Origin of the sequence: Variovorax sp. 278MFTsu5.1, from assembly GCF_048305045.1 — a bacterium.
GTDB lineage: Bacteria > Pseudomonadota > Gammaproteobacteria > Burkholderiales > Burkholderiaceae_C > Variovorax > Variovorax guangxiensis.
The window spans coordinates 5171352-5194673 of sequence record NZ_CP157622.1 but is presented as its reverse complement, the minus strand read 5'-3'; the positions used below and the strand labels follow the sequence as shown (position 1 = coordinate 5194673).

Here is a 23322-nt window from a genome sequence, read left to right as displayed (position 1 = left end):
TTCAAGCAAAAACGGTGCCCGCACGTGATTGGTGCGAACCCTTCCTCGCGAATCGAAGTAGTGCGCCAAGGGCGCGATCTGCACCCCGTCAATGCAAAAACGCGGCCGAGGCCGCGTTTCGAGCACTCAAAGCGGGCGCCAGGCCCGCTTCTTTCCCGCTTCTTACTTGTCGACCGTGACCTTCGCCACCGCCAGCGCAGTCATGTTGATGATGCGGCGCACCGTCGACGAAGGCGTGAGCACGTGCGCCGAACTCGCGGCGCCCAGCAGCACCGGGCCCACGGTGATGCCGTTGGCGCCGGTCATCTTCAGCACGTTGTAGAGGATGTGGGCCGAGTCGAGGTTCGGGCACACGAGCAGGTTGGCCTCGCCGCTGAGCGTGGTCTCGGGCAGCGCGGTGCGGCGGATTTCCTCCGACAGCGCCGCGTCGCCGTGCATCTCGCCGTCGCATTCGATGTCGGGCGCCATCTGCGCGAACAGGTCTCGCGCCAGCCGCATCTTGCGGGCCGACGAGCGGCTGGAGGTGCCGTAGTTCGAGTGCGAGAGAAACGCCACCTTCGGCGGCAGGCCGAAGCGGCGCACTTCCTCGGCGGCCATCACCGCGATGCTGGCGAGCAGCTCGGCGCTGGGGTCTTCGTTCACGTTGGTGTCGGTGATGAACACCGTGCGCTTGTCGAGCGTGAGCGCGTTCAGCGTCGCGAAGCCCGGCGCGCCGCGCTTCAGGCCGATCAGGTTGCGGATGTGCTCCAGGTGCACGTCGAAGCGCCCGACCAGGCCGCAGATCATGGCATCGGCGTCGCCCAGGTGCATCATGAGCGCGGCGATGGTGGTGTTGGAGCGGCGCACCATGGTCTTGGCGGCCTCCGGCGTCACGCCGCGGCGGCCCATGATCTTGTGGAAGCTCTCCCAGTAGGTGCGGAAGCGCGGATCGTCCTCGGGGTTGACGATCTCGAAGTCGACGCCCGCGCGGATGTGCAGGCCGGCCTTCTTGATGCGCGCATCGATCACGGCGGGGCGGCCCACCAGGATCGGCTTGGCCAGGCCTTCGTCGACGGCCCACTGGGCGGCGCGCAGCACGCGCTCGTCCTCGCCCTCGGCGTACGCCACGCGCTTGGCGGTGGCGATCTTGGCGGCGCTGAACACCGGGCGCATGAACATGCCCGTCTGGTAGACGAAGCGCGTCAGGTGCTGGCGGTAGGCGTCCATGTCCTCGATCGGGCGCGTGGCCACGCCCGAGGCGGCCGCTGCCTTGGCCACGGCCGGCGCGATGCGCAGGATCAGGCGCGAGTCGAAGGGCTTGGGAATGATGTAGTCGGGGCCGAAGGAGAGTTCCTGGCCGGCGTAGGCGGTGGCCACCTCTTCGCTGATGTCGGCCTTGGTGAGCTCGGCGATCTCGCGCACGCAGGCCAGCTTCATCTCTTCGGTGATCTTGCTCGCGCCGCAGTCGAGCGCGCCGCGGAAGATGTACGGGAAGCACAGCACGTTGTTGACCTGGTTCGGGTAGTCCGAACGGCCGGTGGCGATGATGCAGTCCGGCCGCACGGCCTTGGCGAGCTCGGGGCGGATCTCGGGCTCGGGGTTGGCCAGCGCCAGGATGATGGGCTGGCTCGCCATGGTCTTGACCATCTCGGCGGTCATCACGCCCGGGGCCGAGCAGCCCAGGAACACATCGGCGTCCTTCACCACGTCGGCCAGGGTGCGGGCGCCGGTGTCTTTCTGGGCGTAGCGTGCCTTGGATTCGTCGAAACCGCCCGCGCGGCCCATGTAGATCAGGCCCTTGGAGTCGCAGGCGTGGATGTTGGCGGGCTTGGCGCCCAGGCCGACCATCACGTCCAGGCAGGCGATGGCGGCCGCGCCCGCGCCCGAGACGGCGATCTTCACTTCCTCGATCTTCTTGCCCACCAGCTCCAGGCCGTTGAGCAGGGCGGCGGCCGAGATGATGGCCGTGCCGTGCTGGTCGTCGTGGAACACCGGGATGTTCATGCGCTCGCGCAGCTTCTTCTCGATGTAGAAGCACTCGGGCGCCTTGATGTCTTCCAGGTTGATGCCGCCCAGCGTCGGCTCCAGCGCCGCGATGATGTCGACCAGCTTGTCGGGGTCGCGCTCTGCCAGCTCGATGTCGAACACGTCGATGCCGGCGAATTTCTTGAACAGGCAGCCCTTGCCTTCCATCACGGGCTTGGCGGCCAGCGGGCCGATGTCGCCCAGGCCCAGCACGGCGGTGCCGTTGGTGACGACGCCCACGAGGTTGCCGCGGGCGGTGTATTCGGAGGCGGTTGCCGGGTCGGCGGCGATGTCGAGACAGGGATAGGCCACGCCGGGCGAATAGGCCAGCGACAGGTCGCGCTGGTTCAGCAGGGGCTTGGTCGGGGTGATCGAGATCTTGCCCTTGACGGGCGAGCGGTGGTATTCGCGCGCTGCCTCGCGAAGTGCTTCTTCTGCGGGGGAAAGGGGTGCAGCCATGAAAGTCTCCTTGTTTCTGACGGGCAATGAGGCTACCGCAAAAGCAGGGCCTCCTATTACTGGGGAAATGCCGAAAACGCCTGGACCCATAGCTTCCGCTCGATAAGGCGGGGTTCCGGCGGATGGGAGGGGGCTCTGGGGTTCGCTAAACTGCCGATCGTTACCAACTGGTTAACAGACCGGCCGTCCAGCCGGGCATCGAGCCGGGGGTATCGCCGACAACGAAAACACCGCGAAAAGAGGGGCAACTCGCATGGCATCCGGACCTTTCAACAGCAACGATCCCGACGTCGTCGTCATCGGAGGCGGCCCATCGGGCTCCACGGTGGCCGCGCTGCTCGCGGACAAAGGGCACGACGTGGTGCTGATCGAGAAGGCGCAGCATCCGCGCTTCCACATCGGCGAATCGCTGCTGCCGATGAACATGCCGCTGTTCGACCGCCTCGGCGTGCGCACCGAGGTCGAGGCCATCGGCATCCGCAAGCACGGTGCCGAGTTCGTCTCGCCCTGGCACGATCACTCCAGCCAGTTCCACTTCGCCGAGGCGATGGACAAGAGCTTTCCCTACGCGGTGCACGTGCGCCGCTCCGAATTCGACGAACTGCTCTTCCGCCACGCCGGCAACCGCGGCGCGCGCACTTTCGAGGGACAGCGCGTCACCGGCGTGGACATGGATGCCGGCAAGGGGACGCCCGACAACAGGCCGCTGGTGAAGGTCAAGGCCGACGACGGCACCGAGACCACCTGGCGCCCGCGCTTCGTGATTGACGCCAGCGGGCGCGACACCCTGCTGTCGAACCAGTTCGACGCCAAGCGGCGCAACCGCAAGCACGCCAGCGCGGCGCTGTTCGGCCACTTCGCCAACGCCGAGCGGCGGCCTGGCCGCTTCGAGGGCAACATCACGCTGTTCTGGTTCGATCACGGCTGGTTCTGGTACATCCCGCTGAAGGACGGCACGGTGAGCGTTGGCGCGGTGGCTTCTCCCGCCTACTTCAAGCGCCGCAAGGGCTCGCTCGAGGAGTTCCTGATGGAAACCATCGCGCTCGCGCCCAAGCTCGCCGACCGGCTGAAGAACGCCACGCTGATGGAAGGCGCCACCTCCACCGGCAACTACGCCTACGACTCCAAGTTCTGCCGCGGCGACCGCTTCATGATGGTGGGCGACGCCTATGCCTTCGTCGACCCGATGTTCTCCTCGGGCGTGTACCTGGCGATGAACAGCGGCTTCGAGGCCGCCACCTGCGCCGACCACTGGCTCAAGGGCGAGATGAAGGAGGCCGAGCGCGCCTTCCGGCACTACGAGAAGGTGATGAAGCACGGCCCGAAGATGTTCTCGTGGTTCATCTACCGCATCACCTCGCCGGCCATCCGGCGCCTGTTCATGGCCCCACGCAACATCTGGCGCATGCAGGAGGCGCTGCTGTCCATCCTGGCGGGCGACCTGTTCCGCAACACGCCCATCGGCCCGCGCTTCTGGGGCTTCAAGGTGACTTATTACGCCTCCTGCTTGGGCATCCTTCCGCAGGCCGTGAAGACCTGGGCCTGGCGCCGCCGCAACCTGAAGGAATCGCTGGAAGCGTTGAAGTAAAGCGGACAGCCGAACGCAGAGGTCGCGAAGGTTTCGCGAAAGTCGCAGAAGGAAAACCAAAAAAGGTTTTCATGGTTTCTTCTGCGACTTCTGCGTAGCTTTTGTATTTCTTCTGCGTTCGGAAGTCCGCTTTCGAAGAACCTCAATCAGGTGTCACAGTGTGCTGCGCCAGCGCCTCCAGCGCGCGCACCAGCGCCGAGTGGTCGAGCTGGCCGTAGCCCAGTGCTGCGCAGGCATTCATGAGCTGCGCCGCGCCGGCCGTCTGCGGCAGCGAGACGCCCAATGAACGGGCGCTCTGCATCGCGAGGTTCAGGTCCTTCTGGTGCAGCCCGATGCGAAAGCCCGGTGCGAAGGTGCGCTTGATCATGCGCTCGCCGTGCACTTCGAGGATGCGCGAGCTCGCGAAGCCGCCCATCAGCGCCTGGCGCACCTTGGCCGGATCGGCGCCCGCCTTCGATGCGAACACCAGCGCCTCGCCCACGGCCGCGATGTTCAGCGCCACGATGATCTGGTTGGCCACCTTGCAGACCTGGCCGTCGCCGGCGCCGCCCACGAGCGTGACGTTCTTGCCCATCCGGTCGAGCAGCGGCTTCACGCGCCCGAAGGTGCCTTCGTCGCCGCCGCACATGATCGTGAGGCTCGCGGCCTTGGCGCCCACCTCGCCGCCGGAGACCGGTGCGTCGATGTAGCCGGCGCCCAGCGCGGTGATGCGGCGCGCGAAGTCCTTGGTGGCGATCGGGTCGATGGAGCTGCAGTCCACCACGATCTTGCCGCTGGAGCCCTTCAGGCCGTCGGCCACGCCCTCGGCGCCGGGCGCGCCGAAGAGCACCTTCTCCACGTCGGGCGTGTCCGGCACCATGATGAAGACCACGTCGGACTGGCGCGTCACCTCGGCCGCCGAGGCGCAGATGGTGGCCTTCGACACGAAGGGCTCGGGCGTGTTGCCGTGCGTGTTCACGAAGAGCTGGTAGCCCGCCTCGAGCAGGTGGCCCGCCATGGGCGCGCCCATGATGCCGAGGCCGATGAATCCGATCTTCTGTTGCTGGGTCGTCATGTCTCTTGTTCCTTGTCCGATGTCAGTCATTCATTTCATTGCTGCTGCGTGAGCGCGTGGCGCCATCCGAGGCCCTCGACCGTGGTGGCGCGGGGCTTGTACTCGCAGCCGATCCAGCCGTCGTAGCCCAGCGCGTCGATGTGCCTGAAGAGCCACGGGTAGTTGATCTCGCCCGTGCCCGGCTCGCCGCGCCCCGGGTTGTCGGCTAGCTGGATGTGGCCGATCTGCGCCAGGTGCTTCGCGAGCGTGTTGCCCAGCTCGCCTTCCATGCGCTGCGCGTGGTAGATGTCGTACTGCACCCGCAGGTTGGACGAGCCGACCTCGTCGATCAGCGCCAGCGCCTGGTCGGTGCGCGTGAGGAAGAAGCCCGGAATGTCGAAGGTGTTGATGGGCTCGATCAGCAGGCGCAGGCCCGCCGCTTCGAGCTCGCGCGCGGCGAGGCGCAGGTTGGCGACCACGGTCTTGTGCGCCGCATCCCTGTCGACGCCGGCAGGCACCTTGCCCACGAGGCAGTTGACCTGCGGGCAACCCAGGGCGGTGGCGTAGTCGATCGCCACGCCGATGCCTTCGGCGAACTCGCCCGTGCGGTCGGGATGGCAGGCGATGCCGCGCTCGCCCTTGTCCCAGTCGCCGGCCGGCAGGTTGTGCAGCACCTGCTCCAGGCCGTTGGCGCGCAGGGCGGCGGCGAGTTCCTTCTTCTCGAAGGGATAGGGGAAGAGGTACTCCACCCCCTTGAAGCCGGCCTTGGCGGCGGCCTCGAAGCGCTGCATGAAGGGCAGCTCGGTGAAGAGCATCGTGAGGTTGGCTGCGAACTTGGGCATGTCGGGTCTTTCAGTCGTTCATGAGGGATCGGGAACCGAACGCAGAAGTCGCGAAGGTTTCGCAGAGGTCGCAGAAGGAAAGCCAAAGAAGTTTTCTTCTGCGACTTCTGCGTTCGGCTGCCCGTATTCAGCGGTCCTTGATCAGTCCAGCAGCGCCGCAACAGCCGTCGGCGCGTCGGCCGGCGTCTCGGCCAGAGGCTCGAACTCGGTGATGTTGTCGATCTCGGTGCCCATCGCGATGTTGGTCACGCGCTCCAGCATCACCTCGATCACCACCGGCACGCTGAACTCGGCCATCAGGGCCTCGGCGCGGCGGATGGCCGGCGCGATCTCTTCCTGCCGGTTCACGCGGATCGCCTTGCAGCCCAGGCCCTCGACCACCTTCATGTGGTCGACGCCGTAGCTGCTCTCGATGCCCGCGTCGGGCGCCGCGTTGATGTTGTCGAACGCGAGCTGCACGCAGTAGTCCATCTCGAAGCCGCGCTGCGCCTGGCGGATCAGGCCGAGGTAGGAGTTGTTGACCACGATGTGGATGTACGGCAGCTTGAACTGCGCGCCCACGGCCAGCTCCTCGATCATGAACTGGAAGTCGTAGTCGCCCGACAGCGCGACGATCTTGCGCGTGGGATCGGCGGCACGCACGCCCAGCGCGGCGGGAATGGTCCAGCCCAGCGGACCGGCCTGGCCGCAGTTGATCCAGTGGCGCGGGTTGTACACGTGCAGGAACTGCGCGGCTGCGATCTGCGAGAGACCGATGGTGCTCACGTAGCAGGTATCGGTGCTGAAGTTGTTGTTCATGCACTGGTACACGCGCTGCGGCTTCATCGGCACTTCGTCGAAATTGGTCTTGCGCAGCATCGTCTTCTTGCGCTCGATGCATGCCTTGGCCCAGTCGCGGCGATCGGTGAGGCGGCCCGCGGCCTTCATCTCTTCGGCCACCTCGACGAAGAGCTCCAGCGCGGCCCTGGCGTCGGACACGATGCCGAAGTCGGGCGTGAACACGCGGCCGATCTGGGTGGGCTCGATGTCCACGTGCACGAAGGTGCGGCCCTTGGTGTAGACGTCGACGGAGCCGGTGTGGCGGTTCGCCCAGCGGTTGCCGATGCCCAGCACGAAGTCGCTGGCCAGCATCGTGGCGTTGCCGTAGCGGTGGCTGGTCTGCAGGCCGCACATGCCGGCCATGAGCGGGTGGTTGTCCGGAATGGAGCCCCAGCCCATGAGCGTGGGAATCACCGGCACGCCGGTGGCTTCGGCAAAGCGCACCAGCAGGTCGGATGCGTCGGCGTTGATGACGCCGCCGCCGGCCACGATCAGCGGGCGCTCGGCCGCGTTGAGCATGCCGATGGCCTTCTCGATCTGGGCGCGCGTGGCGGCCGGCTTGTAGGGCTTGAGCGGCTCGTAGCTGTCGATGTCGAACTCGATCTGCGCCATCTGCACGTCGAAGGGCAGGTCGATCAGCACCGGGCCCGGGCGGCCCGAGCGCATCAGGTGGAAGGCCTGCTGGAACACCTGCGGCACCTGGCCCGGCTCGCGCACCGTGACCGACCACTTGGTGACGGGCTTGGAGATCGACTCGATGTCCACCGCCTGGAAGTCTTCCTTGTAGAGCCGCGCGCGCGGCGCCTGGCCGGTGATGCACAGGATGGGAATCGAATCGGCCCAGGCCGAGTACAGGCCGGTGATCATGTCCGTGCCCGCCGGGCCCGAGGTGCCGATGCACACGCCGATGTTGCCGGCCACCGCGCGGGTGTAGCCCTCGGCCATGTGCGAGGCGCCTTCCACGTGGCGCGCCAGGATGTGCGCGATGCTGCCGCGCTGGCGCAGCGCCGAGTACATCGGGTTGATCGCCGCGCCCGGAACGCCGAAGGCCTGCGTTACGCCTTCCTTTTCCATCACCAGAACCGCGGCCTGGACCGCTGTCATCTTTGCCATCTGAGTCTCCTTTGGGATGGGCTCACTGTAGAAATCCGGGCGGATTCCAAGAAGACGGCTGCGGACCATAAAACCTATTCCAGGCTGGAATAAGTGACTACCATCCGGCCCATGGACAGATTGCTGGCAATGGAAATGTTCGTGCGCGTGGTCGAGACGGGCAGCTTCTCGAAGGCCGCGCGCGAGTTCAACACCACGCAGCCCACGGTAACCAAGCAGATCGCCGCCACCGAGGCGCGGCTGAAGGTGCGCCTTCTCAACCGCAACACCCGCGGCGTGAGCCTCACCGAGCCGGGCGCGCTCTACTACGAGAAGTGCAAGACCATCGTGCGCGAGGCCGAGGAGGCCGACAGCATCGTGCAGCTGCGGCAGACCCAGGCGCAGGGCCTGCTGCGCGTGGGTACCTCGGTGGCCTTCGGGCGTCGCGTGGTGGTGCCGCTGGCGCTCGAATACATGAACCGGCATCCGCAGGTGCAGCTCGACCTGAGCTTCGAGGACCGCTACGTGGACCTGATCGCGCAAGGCATCGACGTGGCCATCCGCATGGGCAAGCTGGCCGATTCGTCACTGGGCGCGCGCTACCTGGGCGCCAATCCGTGGGTCATGGTCGCCTCGCCCGCCTACCTGAAGAAGCACGGCACGCCGAAGCGCGCGCAGGACCTCAGCGCGCACGTGGCGCTGATCTACAGCAGCGTGGTGGGCGACGAGTTCTGGCGCATGCACACGCCCAGAGGCGAGCCGGTCACCGTGCCCGTGTCGGGCCGCTTCCGCTCGAACAACCTCTCGGCCGTGCTGGCGGCGGCGCGCGACGGACTGGGCATCGCGCTCATGCCGCGCTACGTGGCCAGCGATTCGCTGGCGGCCGGCAAGGTGCGCGAGGTGCTGGGCGACCATGCGCTGCCCGAGCAGGAGATCCACGCCGTTTTCCCCTCGCCCAAGCTGGTGCCGGGCAAGGTGTCGGGCTTCGTGGCCTTCCTGCAGGGGCGCTTCGACGAGGGCTGGTGGGAGGCCTGAGCACTACCCACCAGAGAGAGGGCCTCAGGCCGGCACGAAGGCGCCGTGCAGCCCCAGCGGCAGGGCATAGGGCAGCGTGGCCTGCGCCACCGGGCCTGCCGCGAGGTTGTCGGCCGCGAAGCACGACAGCACCGTCTTCTGCCGCCCGAAGTCGAAGGCCGTGCCCAGCACCCAGCCCGGCTTCGAGCCGTCGGGTACGAAGACGTGTTCTTCCACCATGGTCTGCGCGCCGTAGCTGAAGCGCTGGCTGCGGCCGGTTTCCACGTCGGTGCGCGCGACCGCGCCGAAGCCGGGCAGGTCGCGCCGGATCTGCGTGGCGTGCACCACCTTGCGATGCCGCAGGCCGACGCGCCGCGGATCGATGCGCGGGAACTCGGCCTCCTGCGCCAGCGCCGTCTGCGTGGCCCGTCCCGTGGACAGGTTCAGCGTGGCGACAGTCAGGTGCGGCTCGGTGGTCTTCACGCGGCGCGCGCGCATCACCTCGCGGTTGCTGATGAACACCGAGTCGGCGTTGTCAGAGCGCACGTAGTCGATGTGGATCTGCGTGCCGCGCGGCGTGTCTTCCTCCCAGGCGTTGCCGACGTGGAACAGGAAGCCAGCCGGCAGCGCGAGCATCTGGCGGCGCTCCCAGTTCTGCTTGTCGACCACCAGCGCGCGCATGCCGAGCTCGGGCCGCCAGACGTGCGCATCCAGGAAGGTGGCGCCGGCTTCCTTGCGCTTGCCGTCGTAGACCAGCGGCGGCAGCAGGAACACCAGGTGCCGCTCGGTCACGGCGAAGTCGTGGACCATCGGCATGTCGGCCACCGGCACCACAGCGGCGCGACGCAGCGTGCCTTCGGGCGCGATCTCGTACAGCGCCAGCAGGCCCTGGCCGGAGCTCACGCCGAAATTCCACACCGTGCCGTCCGGATCGATCTTGGGATGGGCCGAGAACGGCATGCCCGCGAGATCGGGGCGCCAGGTCTTCACGCCCAGCGTGTCGAGCGTGCTCGCGTCGATGCGCGTGGCCGAGCCGCCTTCCCACAGCGCCAGCACCTCGCCGCCCATAGGCAGCACGCTGGTGTTGGCGACGTTGATGCTGTCGGCCGAGGTCGGCGGCTCGACGCCCGGCGGCGTGGTGCCGAAGGCCTCGAACAGGCGGCGGCCCGCTTTCGTCTCGGCCACGCGCTTGGGCGTGGCGACGTAGCGGCCCTGGTGCCGCACGTCGGGGCCCTCGATCACGAAGCGGTGCACCATGCCGTCGCCGTCGAACCAGTGGTGGTAGCGCTCGCCGCCCAGGTCATGGCCGGCCGGGCCGATGCGGAACAGCGTTCCAGCGACGGCATCGGGGAAGCGGCCGCGCACGGTGGCGCGGGTCGGAGGGAAGTCGTCCCGGGGCGTGGCGAAGCCGGTCTTCCAGGGGGCGCCGGAGGCTTCGAACTGGACCTGCCAGTCGTCCGCCGTGCCGGCTGCCCGCGCCAGCGGCGCCAGAAGGGGGAGGGCACCGGCCGAAGCCAGCAGGCGCAGGAGTTCGCGTCGTTCCATGGCTGTCTCCCTTCGTCTTCAGTGCAGGTGGATGACCGTCTGCATGTCGGCCTCGACACTGATCGCCGCCGCGTCGAAGCCGGGCGCCGCGCGGTTGCCCTTGGCGTCGTTCGAGAAGCCGTAGCGCTCGATGGGCATGCCCATGAGGTTGGTGTCGAGCTTGCCGTTGCCGTTCTCGTCGGCGAACACGCGCAGCGCGTAGCGCCCGGGCGCCAGGCCGGTGAACAGCAGGCGGGCCTTGCCCTCGCGCATCGGCGCGGTCTGCGAGGCCACGGGCTTGCCGTCGGTGTAGCTGGCGGCGTCGCCGTACACCGCGACGTAGAGCGTGGCGTCCGCGGCCGGGCCGTCGGCGACGCTCAGGCTCAGGTCGGCGGCGAGGGCGCCCAGGGGCGCGAGGATCGCGGCCGCGCACAGGGCGCGCACGGCGGGGCGGAACGGGGGAAGGCGGAGTTGCATGACGGGCCTCGTTGGTTGTTGGAGGCCCGACGATCCCGCAGGCCGGGCGCGGCGCCCAGCCTCATGCGACGGAATGCGGGATTGCGCGCGCGAAATGCGCGCGGCGGGGAGCGGACGGCGCCGGCTTCAGCCGGCTTTTTCGTCCTTGGCGACTTGTCTGGGCTGTGCGTCCTCGGCCCGCTCGTGCCCTGGGCCCACATGGCCGGAGTCGGCAAAGAGGCTCCATGCCGCCATGAACAGCGCTGCGATGACCGGCCCGATCACGAAGCCGTTGATGCCGAAGATCGCCATGCCGCCGATGGTCGACATCAGCACGATGTAGTCGGGCATCTGCGTGTCCTTGCCCACCAGCACGGGGCGCAGGATGTTGTCGACCAGGCCGATGACGAACACGCCCACGAAGATCAGCACGCCGCCCTGCCAGAAATGCCCCGTGGCCAGGAAGTAGATGGCCACCGGCCCCCAGATCAGCGCCGCGCCCACGGCCGGCAGCAGCGAGAGAAATGCCATCAGCACCGCCCACAGCAGTGCGCCCTGCACGCCGAGGAACCAGAAGGCCAGCCCGCCCAGCGCGCCCTGCGCGACCGCCACGGCCACGTTGCCCTTGACCGTGGCCCGGATCACGGTGGTGAACTTGTTCAGCAGGTAGTGCGTGTGGGGCTTGGCCAGCGGCAGCGCGTCGCGCATCCGCTTGGAAAGGTCGGAGCCGTCGCGCACCAGGAAGTACAGCAGGTACAGCATCACGAAGAAGCTGACGATGAAGTCGAAAGTGTTCTGGCCGATGGCCAGTGCCTGGCTCGCGATGATCTGGCTGGCCTGCCCGGCGGCCGCCGAGATGCGTGCCTGCCATGCCGCCATGTCGCCCAGGTTGAAGCGCTCCACCAGGTTCAGCAGCCACTGCGGCGAGGCGTCGAGGATCTGCTGGAAGTAGGCCGCGAAGTTGATCTGGCCCGAGCGGATGCTCTGTGTGACCAGCGCGATCTCCTGCACCAGCGACACCCCCACCATGGCCAGCGGCAGGATCACGATGAACAGGCAGATCGCCAGCGTCGACAGCGCCGCCGCATTGGGTTTGCCGCGCATCGTCTTCAGCAGCCGCTTGTAGAGCGGCGTGAACAGGATCGCCAGCGCCACGCCCCACAGCACCGCGCCGAAGAACGGCATCAGCACCCAGAGGAAGGCGACGGTCACGGCGGCGAGAAGGGCGAGGAACACGCCGCGCTGGAGTTGGGGTGAGTTCATAAGTGTCTCGGACTGTAGCCGAGCGCAGCGACAGCAGAACCCATTTGCCGGCTTCGGCTCGCTCGAGCGATCGAGGATCTGCTTTCCTGCGTTGGGAATATCGAGACAAATCGCACCAAAGCCCGCTCGTTTATTTCAGATGCCCGCATTCGCGTCGGCTTGCGTCCTAGGATTTTCTGCAAGAAATAAAAGAGGGAGGTGAGCGTGAGCTCAATTTGCAATTGCAATTCGTGCAGCACGAATTGCTCCGGGATTCCTGTCGTGTCTGCAGGCATTGATCCGGCAATGGTCCTGCACGTCCGGATTCAGAACCCGTCGGCAGAGGCGCCGTAACTCTGCAAGCCGGCAGCCCGATTGCGCGGCCGAGCCTCTTTTCTTTCCCAATTGATCTTCACGAAACAAACAGACGCAGTCAGGGAGACTGGACTATGGGACCAGGCACGCCGCAGCGGCCACCATCGGGCACACATCAAGGCCAGCCCGGATCAACATCTATCGCCGAGCGCGAGCCCCAGACGGCCGTCGCCCCGCTGAACACCATCGCCAAGGAAGACATCGCCGCCGCGAGCAAGGCGGTGGACGAGTGGCTGCGGTCCTTCACCGGCGGTTATGTCACGCTCGACCGGCTGACCACGGTGCTGGGCAGCATCCCCATCGTGGGCAACATCATGGCGCTGGTGGATGTGTTTCTCGACATCGTCACCATCCTCGACAAGAAGTCCACCGATGCCGTCACGAGGTTCCTGAACTGGGCGAGCCTCGGCATCAATCTCATCGGCCTGATTCCAGCGCCGCCCACCATGGCCGCGGCGCGCATGAGCCTGCGACCCACGCTGCATCTGGTCAGGCAGGAGCTGCTGCACGGGGCCAGGAATCTCGGCCAGACCATCGTCACCATCCTGGTGGGGCACCTGAATGCATCCATCGTCGGTGAGCTGGAGACCTTCATCGACGGCGCCATCGCAAGGCTCTCGGGCATTCTGGAAGATTGCGCGAGGCTCTCCGACAGCATCCTGGACAACCTGATCGGCATCCTTCAGCGCGTGCTCGGCGGGCAGGACCTCTTCACCGTCGCCAGGCCGGGTGCCCCCGAAACCAACGACTACGACCCCAGGACCCAAAGCACGTGGAGCGGCATGTGGCGCCGCGCGGTGAAGTACTCCGAGGGCACGGCCAGGCGCGCCGCCAACTACGCCGCAAGGAAGGCCGCAGCCTACCTGCCCGAAAGCGTCAGGGCCAGGGTCAACGAGGTGATCGAGAGCCTGGTTGCCTTGAAGGCGGACTTCCGCAGGCAACTGACCGACCTCGCCAACCAGGAACTGCAGGGCAGCATCATGTGGCTGCTGCGCCAGCTGCTGTCGGCCATGGCGCAGAAGAAGAGCCTGCGCGCGGCCATCGTGTCGCCAGGTGCAGGTGCCGAAGCAACCAAGAGCAGGCCCGGTACCCGGGTCGAGCACGTGCGTGTACAGGCGCCGGCCCACGGCGACCCCGGCTGCAAGAACTGCCCGCTTTCGGGCGCAACGGTCCCTTCGGCAAGCAGGTTCGCCATCAGCCTGGCGACCGGCTGCGAAAGCTTCACCCACGTCGACTTCACACTGGTTGCGCCGTTGCCCATCACCTGGGCGCGCACCTATCGCAGCAATCTTGGCGCTTTCGACGAGGGCACCCTTGGCGCGAGATGGCTCACGCCCTACAGCACGCGCGTGGACATCGCCACACCGACGCAGGGCCCGCGGGCCGGCGAGCCCAGCCTGGTCTATCACGGCGCGGACGGCCGCAGCCATGCCTATCCGCTGCTGGCCGTGGGCCGGAGCTACCGCGATGCCATCGAAGAAGTGACGCTCACGCGGCTGAGCGAGAGGCTGTTGGCTCTGGATTTCGGCAAGCCCGTATCGAGCGGCGAATCCGGCGATTGGCGCGAGGTCTACGAGCTGGTGGATACCTCCGCCCGCAAGGTCGCTACGCAAGGCAGACAGCACTTCCGGCTTGTCGCGCTGCACGCCGGCAAGGAGGCCAGCATCGGCCTGCGCTACGACCATGTGATCGCAGCCACCGGCGAACAGGTCTTGAGCGACATCGTCAGCAAGCAGGGTGACGTCACCGTGGCCCATGTGGGCACTCGCCCCGACGCGAAAAGCGGATTGATCGCCAGCCTGTGGGAGATCAAGGGCGGCCAGGTCGTGCGACAACTCGCGGGCTATGTGCACGGCGCCGAAGGCGACCTCGTCGCGGCCCAGGACGAAAACGGTGAAACCTGGAACTACAGCTACAGCCACCATCTCGTGACCCGGTACACCGACCGCACGGGCCGGGGCATCAACCTCGAGTACGACGGCACCGGCGTCGATGCCAGGGCGGTTCGCGAATGGAGCGACGACGGGAGCTTCGCCCTCAAGCTCGAGTGGGACAGGAACATCCGCCTGACCTATGCGACCGATGCGCTCGGTGGAGAGACCTGGTACTACTACGACATCCTCGGCTACACCTACCGGATCATCCATCCCGACAAGCGCCAGGAGTGGTTCTTTCGCGATGAAGCGAAGAACATCACGCGTCACGTCCACACCGACGGCAGCACCGACGACTTCAGCTACGACGCCGACGGCAACCTGCGGACCCACACGCGGGCCGACGGCAGCCAGGTGCACTTCGCGCACGACAAGCGCGGACGCGTGACGGGCCTGCGCGACGCCGAGGGCGGTGTCTGGAAGCGCGACTACGACGCCGACGGCAACCTCGTCGAAGAGATCGACCCGCTGGGGCACAAGACCGCATACGCCTACGACCAGGCCGGCCGGCCCGTGCGGATCACCGATGCGAAGGGCGGCGTCAAGACACTGACCTACACGCCGGCGGGCCAGCTTGCCAGCCACACCGATTGCTCGGGCAAGACCACGCGGTGGGAATACGACGCGCAGGGGCGCCTTATCAAGGCGATCGATGCCATGGGCCAGGGCACGCGATATCGCTACACCGGGGCGAACGGGCACGGGAACGCTGCCGCTGCGGCGAACGCCAACCGTCCAGGTCAGCTCGAGGAAATCACCCTGCCGGACAACAGCAGCGAGCATTTCGTGCATGACGCCGAAGGACGCCTGCTGGCGCACACCGATGCGCTGGGGCGCAGGACGAGCTATGGCTACACGCGCTCCGGCCTAGTGTCCCGGCGCATCGACGCGGCGGGGCATACGCTCAAGTACCGCTGGGACCTGCTCGGACGCTTGAGCGAACTGCACAACGAGAACGGCAGCCGCTACGACTTCCGTTATGACCCCGTGGGCCGTCTGCTGGAAGAAGTGGGCTTCGACCGCAAGACCACACGGTACCGTTATGAAGACTCCACGGGAGTTTTGGCGGAAGTGGCCGAGGGCGATCACACCACGATGCTGCAATTCGACGCTATCGGCCGCCTGACCGAGCGCAGGGCCGGCGGTGTTGCCGAGAGCTTCGCCTACGACCGGAACGGCCGGTTGGTCGAAGCCGGCAACAGCGACGCCAAGCTGCAATGGTTCTATGACCCCGCGGGTAACCTGACGCGCGAGCATCAGCACTATGTGGAGGGCGCTCTCACCGCAGTCTGGCAGCACGGCTACGACGAACTCAACCAGCGCGTTGCGACCATCCGCCCCGACGGCCACGTGACGCAGTGGCTCACCTATGGCTCCGGCCACGTGCACGGATTGCTCGTCGACGGGCAGGACATCGTCGGCTTCGAGCGCGACGACCTGCACCGCGAGATCGGGCGCGAACAGGCCAATGGGCTCCTGCAGAAACAGAGCTACGACCCGGCCGGCCGACTGCTGGAGCAGCAGATATCCCAGACCAGGCGAGGCGCTCTTCAGCCCACCGGCATCCGCCGCAGCTACCAGTACGACAAGGCCGGCCAGCTGATCGCCATCGGCGACAGCCGCCGCGGCAACCTGAGCTACCGCTATGACCCGGTAGGCCGCCTGCTCGAAGCCAACAGCCGACTGGGACGGGAGACCTTCGCGTTCGATCCGGCGGGGAACATCGGCAACCCTTCTTCAGAAGCGGAAGGCACGGTGCAGCCGACAGGCCGCATCACCAATCGAGCCGCCGTTCGCGCGGGCGGGAACGGCCTCAGCTTGGCCGGCAAGCTGATGGACAACCTGCTCAAGGACTACGCCGGCACCCGCTACAAGTGGGACGAGCGCGGCAACCTCATCGAGCGCAGCCGCAACGGCGAAAAAACGGTGTTCACCTGGGACGGCTACAACCGCTTGCGCAGCGCCGAGACCTTCGGCGAAACCACGAGCTTCAGCTACGACCCCCTGGGCCGGCGCATCGCCAAGCGCTCGCGGCATGCGTGCACCTTGTTCGGCTGGGACGGCGATACGCTGGCGTTCGAGAGCACGCAGAGCATCGAGGGCCAGCAGGAACAGGCATGGCGCGGCGACAGCGTCCACTACATCCACGAACCCGGCTCGTTCGTGCCGCTGGTCCAGATCCGGCAGGCCCAGGCCGTCGTGTTGAGCCGGACTACGGATGTGAAGGCACTGATGGCCGACAACGGCGGGCGCTACGACATCGAGCTGGACCCGCTATGGAACGGGGAACAGAGCCGAACACCTGCGCCGTTCAGCAAAGAGGAAATCGCCTTCTACCAGTGCGACCATCTGGGCACGCCGCAGGAGCTGACGGATCATGAGGGGCGTGTGGCGTGGTCGGCAAGCTATAAGGCCTGGGGGGAGGCGAAGCAGGCGATCAGTGAGGCGGGACGACGGGCCGGCTTCCGAAACTCAATCCGTTTTCAAGGCCAGTACTGGGACGAAGAGACGGGGCTGCACTACAACCTTTACCGCTACTACGACCCCTTCAGCGGCAGGTACGTAAGTCGAGATCCGATTGGGCTGGATGGCGGGAATAATATTTACCAATATGCGCCGAACCCCTGTCAATGGGTGGATCCGCTCGGCCTCGCCAGAAATGATCAGAAAAAACAAAAACCATGTCAAAGCAAGAAAAATTCTACTGAACCGAAGTTGCCTGAAAAAGTCATTGCACAAGATGGCGCGCTACGTTTGGAGCACTACGTTCGAAGCGGTGATCATGCGCCCGCTCATTTTCATTTGAGGGATGAGGGAGGTTTGAACATCCAAATCGGACAAAATGGTAAGCCAATTAATCGATCCGAAGAGTTGACCGCCGTGCAGCGGGATTTTATTAAAAACAATAAACCTAAATTGAGATCGTCTGTTGATAAGATCCAGCGATGGTATCGATATGGAAATTTGCCTGAGGAATGTGAATGACTGATATTAAGGAAGTTTGGGTTTTTAATGGGATTAATGCGAAATTCCCTTCGGCAGTATTCGCGATCAAGGAGGATGCTTTGGGTTGGATAAAAAGGCATCAATTAACTGGGGTTTTAACTAAGTATCCACTGGGTGTTTCGGCTTATGATTGGGCGATTGAAAGTGGTAATTTCAAAATCAAGTCGGAGAGGGATTCAACGCCGGAGTTCATAGGGAAATTCTCGAGTGCAGCGCAAGAACATATGCATTTCGAAGATGGAAATTTTGATTGATTTCTTGCACTAAATGCGCGAGTGTGTTGACCGCTTGGTTTGGCCGGCAGCCGGTTAATCAGTCTAGAGAGAACCCTGCAGAATATAAATTCTCGGGAAGGCGGTCATTGATATTCGCCGCATGGACCCCAAACCACCATTCGGCAATGCGAGCACCGCGTACGGACTGGCGGCAGCATGCGTGGCGACAGCGTTCATCACATCCATGAACTTGAATTGTTCGAATTTGCGTGACAAAGGATTTGACCTATGACCGAACTTGGCGATCTGAAGATTTTTGGAACGCTTGAGGGGAGCAATAAATCGCAGAAGCTAGACGAGATAACAATTCTTGCGAGAGCGGAAGTTATCCGGGCGCTTGGGATTTTTCTGATCAATTCCGCTTACGAGATGGATGTCAATGACATTGAGCACGTGCACCTTCAGGATTCGATAGCGAACTTCTCGTACGAAAACCACGTTGATGTGATCGCGATCAATCAAGAAAGGGTCAAGCTGTTTCGTAAGTGATTGAAAACGGGCCGCTCATGAGCGGGTGCCCAGAAACCACCAGATACGCAACTGTGGTTAGAGGCTCTCAAAGAATAATCACTGCGTACCCGGAACTCGACCCCCTGATGAAAAAGAAAATCTTCCCTCGCTACATCCGTGAACTGGATTACTTTCTTCTGGCCATGAGTGATGATGATCTAGATGAGTTTGGTCTCAACGAGGAGAGTTGTCGTGCCAGATTGTTTGATGCAATGAGGGCAGACTTTGACCGTTTTGGCCCGGTCAGCAAGCAGCGGGTGCTAGAGGCCATCGAGTTCATCTTGTCGTCCGGCCAATTTGAAAAGTTCTGGGGGTACGTGGTTCCACAATCAGTACTCTTGGAAGAGGTCGGAGACAAGCCTGGATATCTTCGTGCTCTATATGAGGCGCTGTCGGGCCACGCGCCATCCGTGTGCGACTTCGGCCCTGATGTGGAACTGGTTTCTGCCATCAGCCCGCCTGGCATCGACATACGCGAGTAGCCATCGCTAAGAAAGTTTGGTTCGGATGTCGTATGGGTCGATGCCATCGGATCGCATGGCATCGAGTCAGGCGAGAAAAATCCGAAGTATTAGACGTCACGTGGGCCGCGCCAGCGCTGCGAGTGCGCGTGCCCGCGCAACCCTCTGTCACCGCCGCGCCCGCGGCAACGCCACCGGCGCCAGCGTAGCCCTCAACCTGCTCGTCGCATCCGGCTCCGCCGCCGCATCCACCTCCAGCGCCCGCTCGACATTGCCGATGTGCTCCAGCATCAGCCGCCGCGCCCCTGCCGTATCCCCAGCTTCCAGCGCCGCGACGATGGCGCCGTGCTCCGCGCACGACTGCCCGGCTTCGTGCTTCGACTGATAGAGCGTGGCCGCCAGCGTGGTGCGTGCCGTCAGGTCGCGCAGCACATCCACCAGCAACTGATGCCCCATCTGCTCGGCCAGGCAGACGTGGAAGTCGGCCAGCAGGAAAGCGCGGGTGGCGGCGTCGGCGCCCTCGATGGCGCGCTGTTCGTCGGCGATGTGGTCGCGCAGCTTGCGGATCACCTTCGCTAGCGGCCGGCCTTCGCTGGCCTCGAGGATGCCGGCCTCGACGATGCGCCGGGCCGAGAAGGCGTCGCGCGCTTCCTCGGCCGAGGGCTCCACCACATACCAGCCGCGGCGCGACTGCACTTCGACGAAACCGCGTGCCTGCAGCTGCATCAGCGCCTCGCGCACCATGGTGCGGCTTACCGAGAAGTTCTCCGCCAGCGCCTGCTCGCCCAGCCGTTCGCCCGGCGCGAGCTTCTGCGCGAGGATGGCCTCGACGACGCGTTCGGCGATGACGGTGGGGCTGACGTCGGGGGCGGGCATGTTGACGGTCCGGCTTCTTTCTCTATCAATTAGTGTGCTGCGGTGTTTACCACGGGCCTGGCCCCGGATTCGGCTTCGGCCAGCGGCTCGTCGTCGGGCGAATAGTTGCCGTCGAGCACCGCATGGGCGCGTTCGCGGTCGATGTCGCCTTCCCAGGCGGCGATGGCCACGGTCGCCACACAGTTGCCGATCAGGTTGCCCAGCGCGCGGGCGATGCCCATGAACCAGTCGACCGACAGCACCAGCACCAGCCCGATGGCGGGAATCGCCGGAATCGCGTGCAGCGTGGCCGCGAGCACCACGATGGCCGAGCCGGGAACGCCGTGGGCGCCCTTGGAGGTGACCAGCGCGATTGCCAGAATGGTCAGCAGGTCGGCCATCGAGATCGGCGTGTTGGTGGCCTGTGCGATGAACACGGCCGCCAGCGTGATGTAGATCGAGAAGGCGTCGAGGTTGAACGAGTAGCCCGTGGGAATCACCAGGCCCACCGTCGAATCGCGGATGCCCATGCGGCGCAGCTTGGCCATGACCTGCGGCAGCACGCTGTCCGACGAGGTGGTCGCGAAGACGATGGTGAGCTCCTCGCGCAGGTAGCGCAGCAGCTTGATCAGGCTGAAGCCCGACATGCGCATCACCAGCCCGAGCACCACGAACACGAAGACCAGCACCGCGCCGTAGAAGAGCGCCACCAGCATGCCCAGTTGCTTGAGCGAGCCGATGCCGTATTGGCCCACCGTGAACGCGATGGCGCCCAGCACGCCCAGCGGTGCCAGCTTGATGATGATGCCCATGATCTTGAAGAGCACCAGCGACGTTGCGTCGATCACCGCCGCCACCGGCTTGCCGCGATCGCCCAGCAGCGTGAGCGCGCAGCCGAAGAGCACCGCGAACAGCAGCACCTGCAGCACGTCGCCGGTGGCGAAGGCGTTCACCACCGTCGTCGGGATGAGCTTCATCAGGAACTCGACCGTGCCGCCGCTCGTGAGCTTGTCGGCGTTCGACGCATAGGCGCTCATCGCGGCCGGGTCGAGCTTCGACGGGTCGACGTTCATGCCCGTGCCCGGCTGGAACACGAAGGCCAGCACCAGGCCCATGGCCAGCGCGATGGTCGTCAGCACCTCGAAGTAGATGAGCGACTTCACGCCCACCCGGCCCACGCGCTTGAGGTCTCCCGCGCCGGCGATGCCATGCACCACCACGCAGAACACCAGCACCGGGATGATCATCTTGATCAGCTTGATGAAACCGTCACCGAGCGGCTTGAGCTTGACGGCGTACTCGGGAGCCAGCAGCCCCGCGAGCACGCCGAGCACCAGCGCGATGACCACCTGACCGAAAAGCGACTTGGCGAAGCGGGGCATGGGGTGTCTCCTGTCTGTCTACCTGCTGTTTGTCTTGCCTGGTTTTTGCATGCAAGCAATGCCATTTCTTGCATGCAAGAAATGTAGGCAAGGTGGCAAGGAGGGCGTCAGAGGGTATTCCCGGGCACGGGACAGGCTGGCCGGCGGGGACATGGCCGGCAGCCGCGCCCGTTGTTGAACGCCAGGTCAGGCGGCGGGGGGCGGTGCCGCTTCTTCGGCTGCCTCGCGCGGCAGCTCGTACAGAAAATATGGCGGCTCGCCCGGCCGGCTGCGCAGCAACAGCGGCCTCGCCACGTTGTAGACCGGCACGTCGTTGATGGTGCGCGCCTGCAGCGTGCCGCGGTGCGCGTGGCCGTGGAACACGGCATCCATCGGATAGCGCAGCAGCGGCTCCTCGAGCCGGCTGCTGCCGAGAAAAGGAAAGATCTCCACCGGCTCGCCCTGCACCGTGCCGACGATGGGCGAGTAATGCAGCAGCGCGATGCGGCGCCGGGTGCGCAACTTGGCGAGCGCCGACTCGAGCTTCATCGCTTCGTTCAGCGCTTCCTGCACGAAGAGCTTGATCGCCGGCTCGCCCCAGGCGCCGAGCGAGCCGCGCCCGAAGCCGCCGCCGAAGCCCTTGACTCCGGCGATGCCCACTCCCTCGATCTCGCAGATGGAACCGTCGAGCACGCGCACGCCGGCCTGGGTCAGCACCTCGACCACCTGCCCGGGTGTGCCGGATTCGAAATCGTGGTTGCCCAGCACGGCGACGATGGGAACGGACACGCCGCTCAGTTCCGCGGCGAGGATCCTGGCTTCCTCCGCGGTGCCATAGTCGGTGAGGTCACCGCACAGAAGCAGCGCGTCGGCCTCGTCGGCGGCCTGCGCGAAGAAGCCGTGCAGCGAGCCTGCAGAGTCGCGATGAACATGGAGATCGCCCACCGCGGCGAAGCGGACGTGAGAAGAAGACTTGGGATGAGCCATGGCGATGCCAGCCTGCGCCAGCACGCGATGGATGCTCATCGGCCCCATCCCGCTGCGCCTGTAGGTGCCCGCCGACGTTCGATGGGGCCGTTCGCGCCGGGCCCGGGTTCGCTCGCGGTACCTACGCTGCCCGACATGGATCATCCGGCCGTTGCAGTTGCCGCGGCAGCAGTTGCTGCTCCCGCTCTCGCGCCTTCGCTCGAGGACGAGGTCGATCCCCGCGTGGCCGACTTCTACCGGCGGACCTTGCGCGCGCTTGCCAGCGCCGGAATTCCTTTTCTGGTGGGCGGCACTTTCGCCCAGGCCTGCTACACGGGCATCCGCCGCCCGACCAAGGATCTGGACCTCTTCATCCGGCGCGAGGACTACGAGCGCATCGCGCAGCTATTGCTGCAGAAGTACGGCTGGCGCGCCGAGATGCGCCACCCGCACTGGCTGGCCAAGGTGCATGACGGCCGCGAGTTCATCGACCTGATCTTCAATTCGGGCAACGGCCTGTTCCCGGTGGACGAGCGCTGGTTCAGGGGCAACTGCAGTGCCGAGGTCCTGGGCGTGCCGGTGCTCGTGGCCAATGCCGAGGACTGCGTGCTGTCCAAGGCTTTCATCATGGAGCGCGAGCGCTTCGACGGAGGCGACATCGCCCACCTGATGCTCGCGTGCGCGGAGCGCCTCGACTGGGCCGGCCTGCTGGAGCGCTTCGGCGTGCACTGGCGGGTGCTGATGGCCCACGTGACGCTGTTCGGCTACATCTATCCCGGCGAGCGCCACCGCATTCCCGCATGGCTGGTCGCCCGCCTGATCGGCCGCCTCGCCGACGAGATGCGCGAGGCGCCGCATCCGGAAGACCACGTCTGCGCCGGCACCTTGCTCTCGCGCGAGCAATACCTGCCCGACGTGCGCCAGATGGGCTACGTGGACATGCGCCTCACCCCGGCCAGCGGCATGACGCAGGAGGACGTGGCGGCGTGGACCGAGGACATCCAGGCGAAGAAACCGAAGGACGAGGCGAAGGACGAGGCGAAGGACGAGGGCGAATGACGCCGCTCAGGCGTCGACGTCGATCAGCGCCAGCCCCGTTTCGCGGTCGCAGGTCTTGCGCAGGTAGCCTGGGGATTCGACAAGCAGTACCTCCAACGTGGGCTGCACCGTGGCCTGCAGCACGTGGCCGCCGATGGTGCTGCCGCCGCGCCGCCCCAGCACCGCATGCGCGTGCACCTTGGGCCGGTCGCCATCCAGCGCGATGTCACCGTTGAGCGAAAGCACCTCGACCTGTTCATCGACCGGAATGCGCTCGTAGTCCTTGCGCTCCCAGTCGAAATACCCGAGCTCGGCGGACCGCAGCGCGCCGATGGCGCTGAAGCGGCTGGCGGTCAGTGCGTGCTCTTTCGCGAATCTCTCGAGGATGGGGATGACGTCGTCGCCCTTTTCGAACACGAGGGCGATGGTCCGCTCGGGCTGCTTGTTGAGAATCTTGAACTTCATCTG

General features: G+C 65.5%; 18 protein-coding genes. 7 read left to right on the top strand and 11 right to left on the bottom strand.

What is annotated here, in order from left to right:
- Positions 1-162: 162 nt before the first annotated feature.
- Positions 163-2463: an NADP-dependent malic enzyme gene (locus ABL844_RS23995; protein ID WP_126023463.1), complete on the bottom strand. Its 2301-nt coding sequence runs from the start codon at positions 2461-2463 to the stop codon at positions 163-165.
- Between the two features lie 253 nt (positions 2464-2716).
- On the opposite strand from ABL844_RS23995, the gene ABL844_RS23990 reads away from it, so the two are divergent.
- Positions 2717-4051 carry an NAD(P)/FAD-dependent oxidoreductase gene (locus ABL844_RS23990; RefSeq protein ID WP_418117475.1) on the top strand — a complete coding sequence of 445 codons (1335 nt, stop codon included), beginning with the start codon at positions 2717-2719 and terminating at the stop codon, positions 4049-4051.
- Between the two features lie 142 nt (positions 4052-4193).
- Here the strand turns inward: ABL844_RS23990 and ABL844_RS23985 are convergent, their stop codons facing one another.
- The 3 genes from ABL844_RS23985 to gcl all read right to left on the bottom strand — a co-directional run bounded on the left by ABL844_RS23985 (position 4194) and on the right by gcl (position 7858).
- Positions 4194-5105 (bottom strand): 2-hydroxy-3-oxopropionate reductase, encoded by a 912-nt coding sequence (locus ABL844_RS23985; protein WP_418117474.1) that lies wholly within the window; start codon positions 5103-5105, stop codon positions 4194-4196.
- Between the two features lie 35 nt (positions 5106-5140).
- A complete protein-coding gene (gene hyi / locus ABL844_RS23980; protein WP_418129228.1) occupies positions 5141-5926 on the bottom strand; it encodes a hydroxypyruvate isomerase in 786 nt (261 codons plus the stop codon).
- Between the two features lie 141 nt (positions 5927-6067).
- Complete coding sequence (gcl, locus tag ABL844_RS23975; RefSeq protein ID WP_369661216.1) at positions 6068-7858, bottom strand: glyoxylate carboligase; 1791 nt, start codon at positions 7856-7858, stop codon at positions 6068-6070.
- Positions 7859-7969: 111 nt separating this feature from the next.
- On the opposite strand from gcl, the gene ABL844_RS23970 reads away from it, so the two are divergent.
- Entirely contained in the window at positions 7970-8872 is a 903-nt protein-coding gene (locus tag ABL844_RS23970) for a LysR family transcriptional regulator (protein WP_418129227.1), read from the top strand.
- A 24-nt stretch (positions 8873-8896) separates the two neighbouring features.
- On the opposite strand, the gene ABL844_RS23965 is transcribed toward ABL844_RS23970, so the two are convergent.
- From ABL844_RS23965 to ABL844_RS23955, 3 genes are all read right to left on the bottom strand, one after another.
- The gene (locus ABL844_RS23965) at positions 8897-10396 is read right to left on the bottom strand and encodes a carotenoid oxygenase family protein (RefSeq protein WP_418129226.1); all 1500 of its coding nucleotides are present in this window, start codon (positions 10394-10396) and stop codon (positions 8897-8899) included.
- 18 nt (positions 10397-10414) lie between these two features.
- A complete protein-coding gene (locus ABL844_RS23960) occupies positions 10415-10852 on the bottom strand; it encodes a DUF2141 domain-containing protein (protein WP_418117470.1) in 438 nt (145 codons plus the stop codon).
- A 126-nt stretch (positions 10853-10978) separates the two neighbouring features.
- Complete coding sequence (locus ABL844_RS23955) at positions 10979-12094, bottom strand: AI-2E family transporter (protein ID WP_418117468.1); 1116 nt, start codon at positions 12092-12094, stop codon at positions 10979-10981.
- Positions 12095-12522: 428 nt separating this feature from the next.
- On the opposite strand from ABL844_RS23955, the gene ABL844_RS23950 reads away from it, so the two are divergent.
- From ABL844_RS23950 to ABL844_RS23935, 4 genes are all read left to right on the top strand, one after another.
- Positions 12523-17367 (top strand): RHS repeat-associated core domain-containing protein, encoded by a 4845-nt coding sequence (locus tag ABL844_RS23950; RefSeq protein ID WP_418129225.1) that lies wholly within the window; start codon positions 12523-12525, stop codon positions 17365-17367.
- Positions 17364-17642 (top strand): DUF7710 domain-containing protein, encoded by a 279-nt coding sequence (locus tag ABL844_RS23945; protein ID WP_418129224.1) that lies wholly within the window; start codon positions 17364-17366, stop codon positions 17640-17642. Before ABL844_RS23950 ends, ABL844_RS23945 begins: the two co-directional genes overlap by 4 nt.
- 249 nt (positions 17643-17891) lie before the next feature.
- A complete protein-coding gene (locus ABL844_RS23940) occupies positions 17892-18152 on the top strand; it encodes a hypothetical protein (protein WP_418129222.1) in 261 nt (86 codons plus the stop codon).
- 107 nt (positions 18153-18259) lie between these two features.
- Positions 18260-18655 (top strand): hypothetical protein, encoded by a 396-nt coding sequence (locus ABL844_RS23935; RefSeq protein WP_418129221.1) that lies wholly within the window; start codon positions 18260-18262, stop codon positions 18653-18655.
- A gap of 147 nt (positions 18656-18802) precedes the next feature.
- Here ABL844_RS23935 and ABL844_RS23930 read toward each other — a convergent pair whose 3' ends face one another.
- From ABL844_RS23930 to ABL844_RS23920, 3 genes are all read right to left on the bottom strand, one after another.
- Positions 18803-19510 (bottom strand): GntR family transcriptional regulator, encoded by a 708-nt coding sequence (locus tag ABL844_RS23930; protein WP_019657009.1) that lies wholly within the window; start codon positions 19508-19510, stop codon positions 18803-18805.
- Between the two features lie 29 nt (positions 19511-19539).
- Positions 19540-20871: a C4-dicarboxylate transporter DctA gene (locus ABL844_RS23925; RefSeq protein WP_184641195.1), complete on the bottom strand. Its 1332-nt coding sequence runs from the start codon at positions 20869-20871 to the stop codon at positions 19540-19542.
- 186 nt (positions 20872-21057) lie between these two features.
- Positions 21058-21876, bottom strand: coding sequence for a metallophosphoesterase family protein (locus ABL844_RS23920; RefSeq protein ID WP_418129220.1), 819 nt, complete (start codon positions 21874-21876; stop codon positions 21058-21060).
- A 96-nt stretch (positions 21877-21972) separates the two neighbouring features.
- Here ABL844_RS23920 and ABL844_RS23915 point away from each other — a divergent pair, with 96 nt between their 5' ends.
- Entirely contained in the window at positions 21973-22875 is a 903-nt protein-coding gene (locus tag ABL844_RS23915; protein ID WP_418129218.1) for a nucleotidyltransferase, read from the top strand.
- Positions 22876-22881: 6 nt separating this feature from the next.
- Here ABL844_RS23915 and ABL844_RS23910 read toward each other — a convergent pair whose 3' ends face one another.
- Complete coding sequence (locus ABL844_RS23910) at positions 22882-23319, bottom strand: PPC domain-containing DNA-binding protein (protein ID WP_126023479.1); 438 nt, start codon at positions 23317-23319, stop codon at positions 22882-22884.
- Positions 23320-23322: the final 3 nt, after the last annotated feature.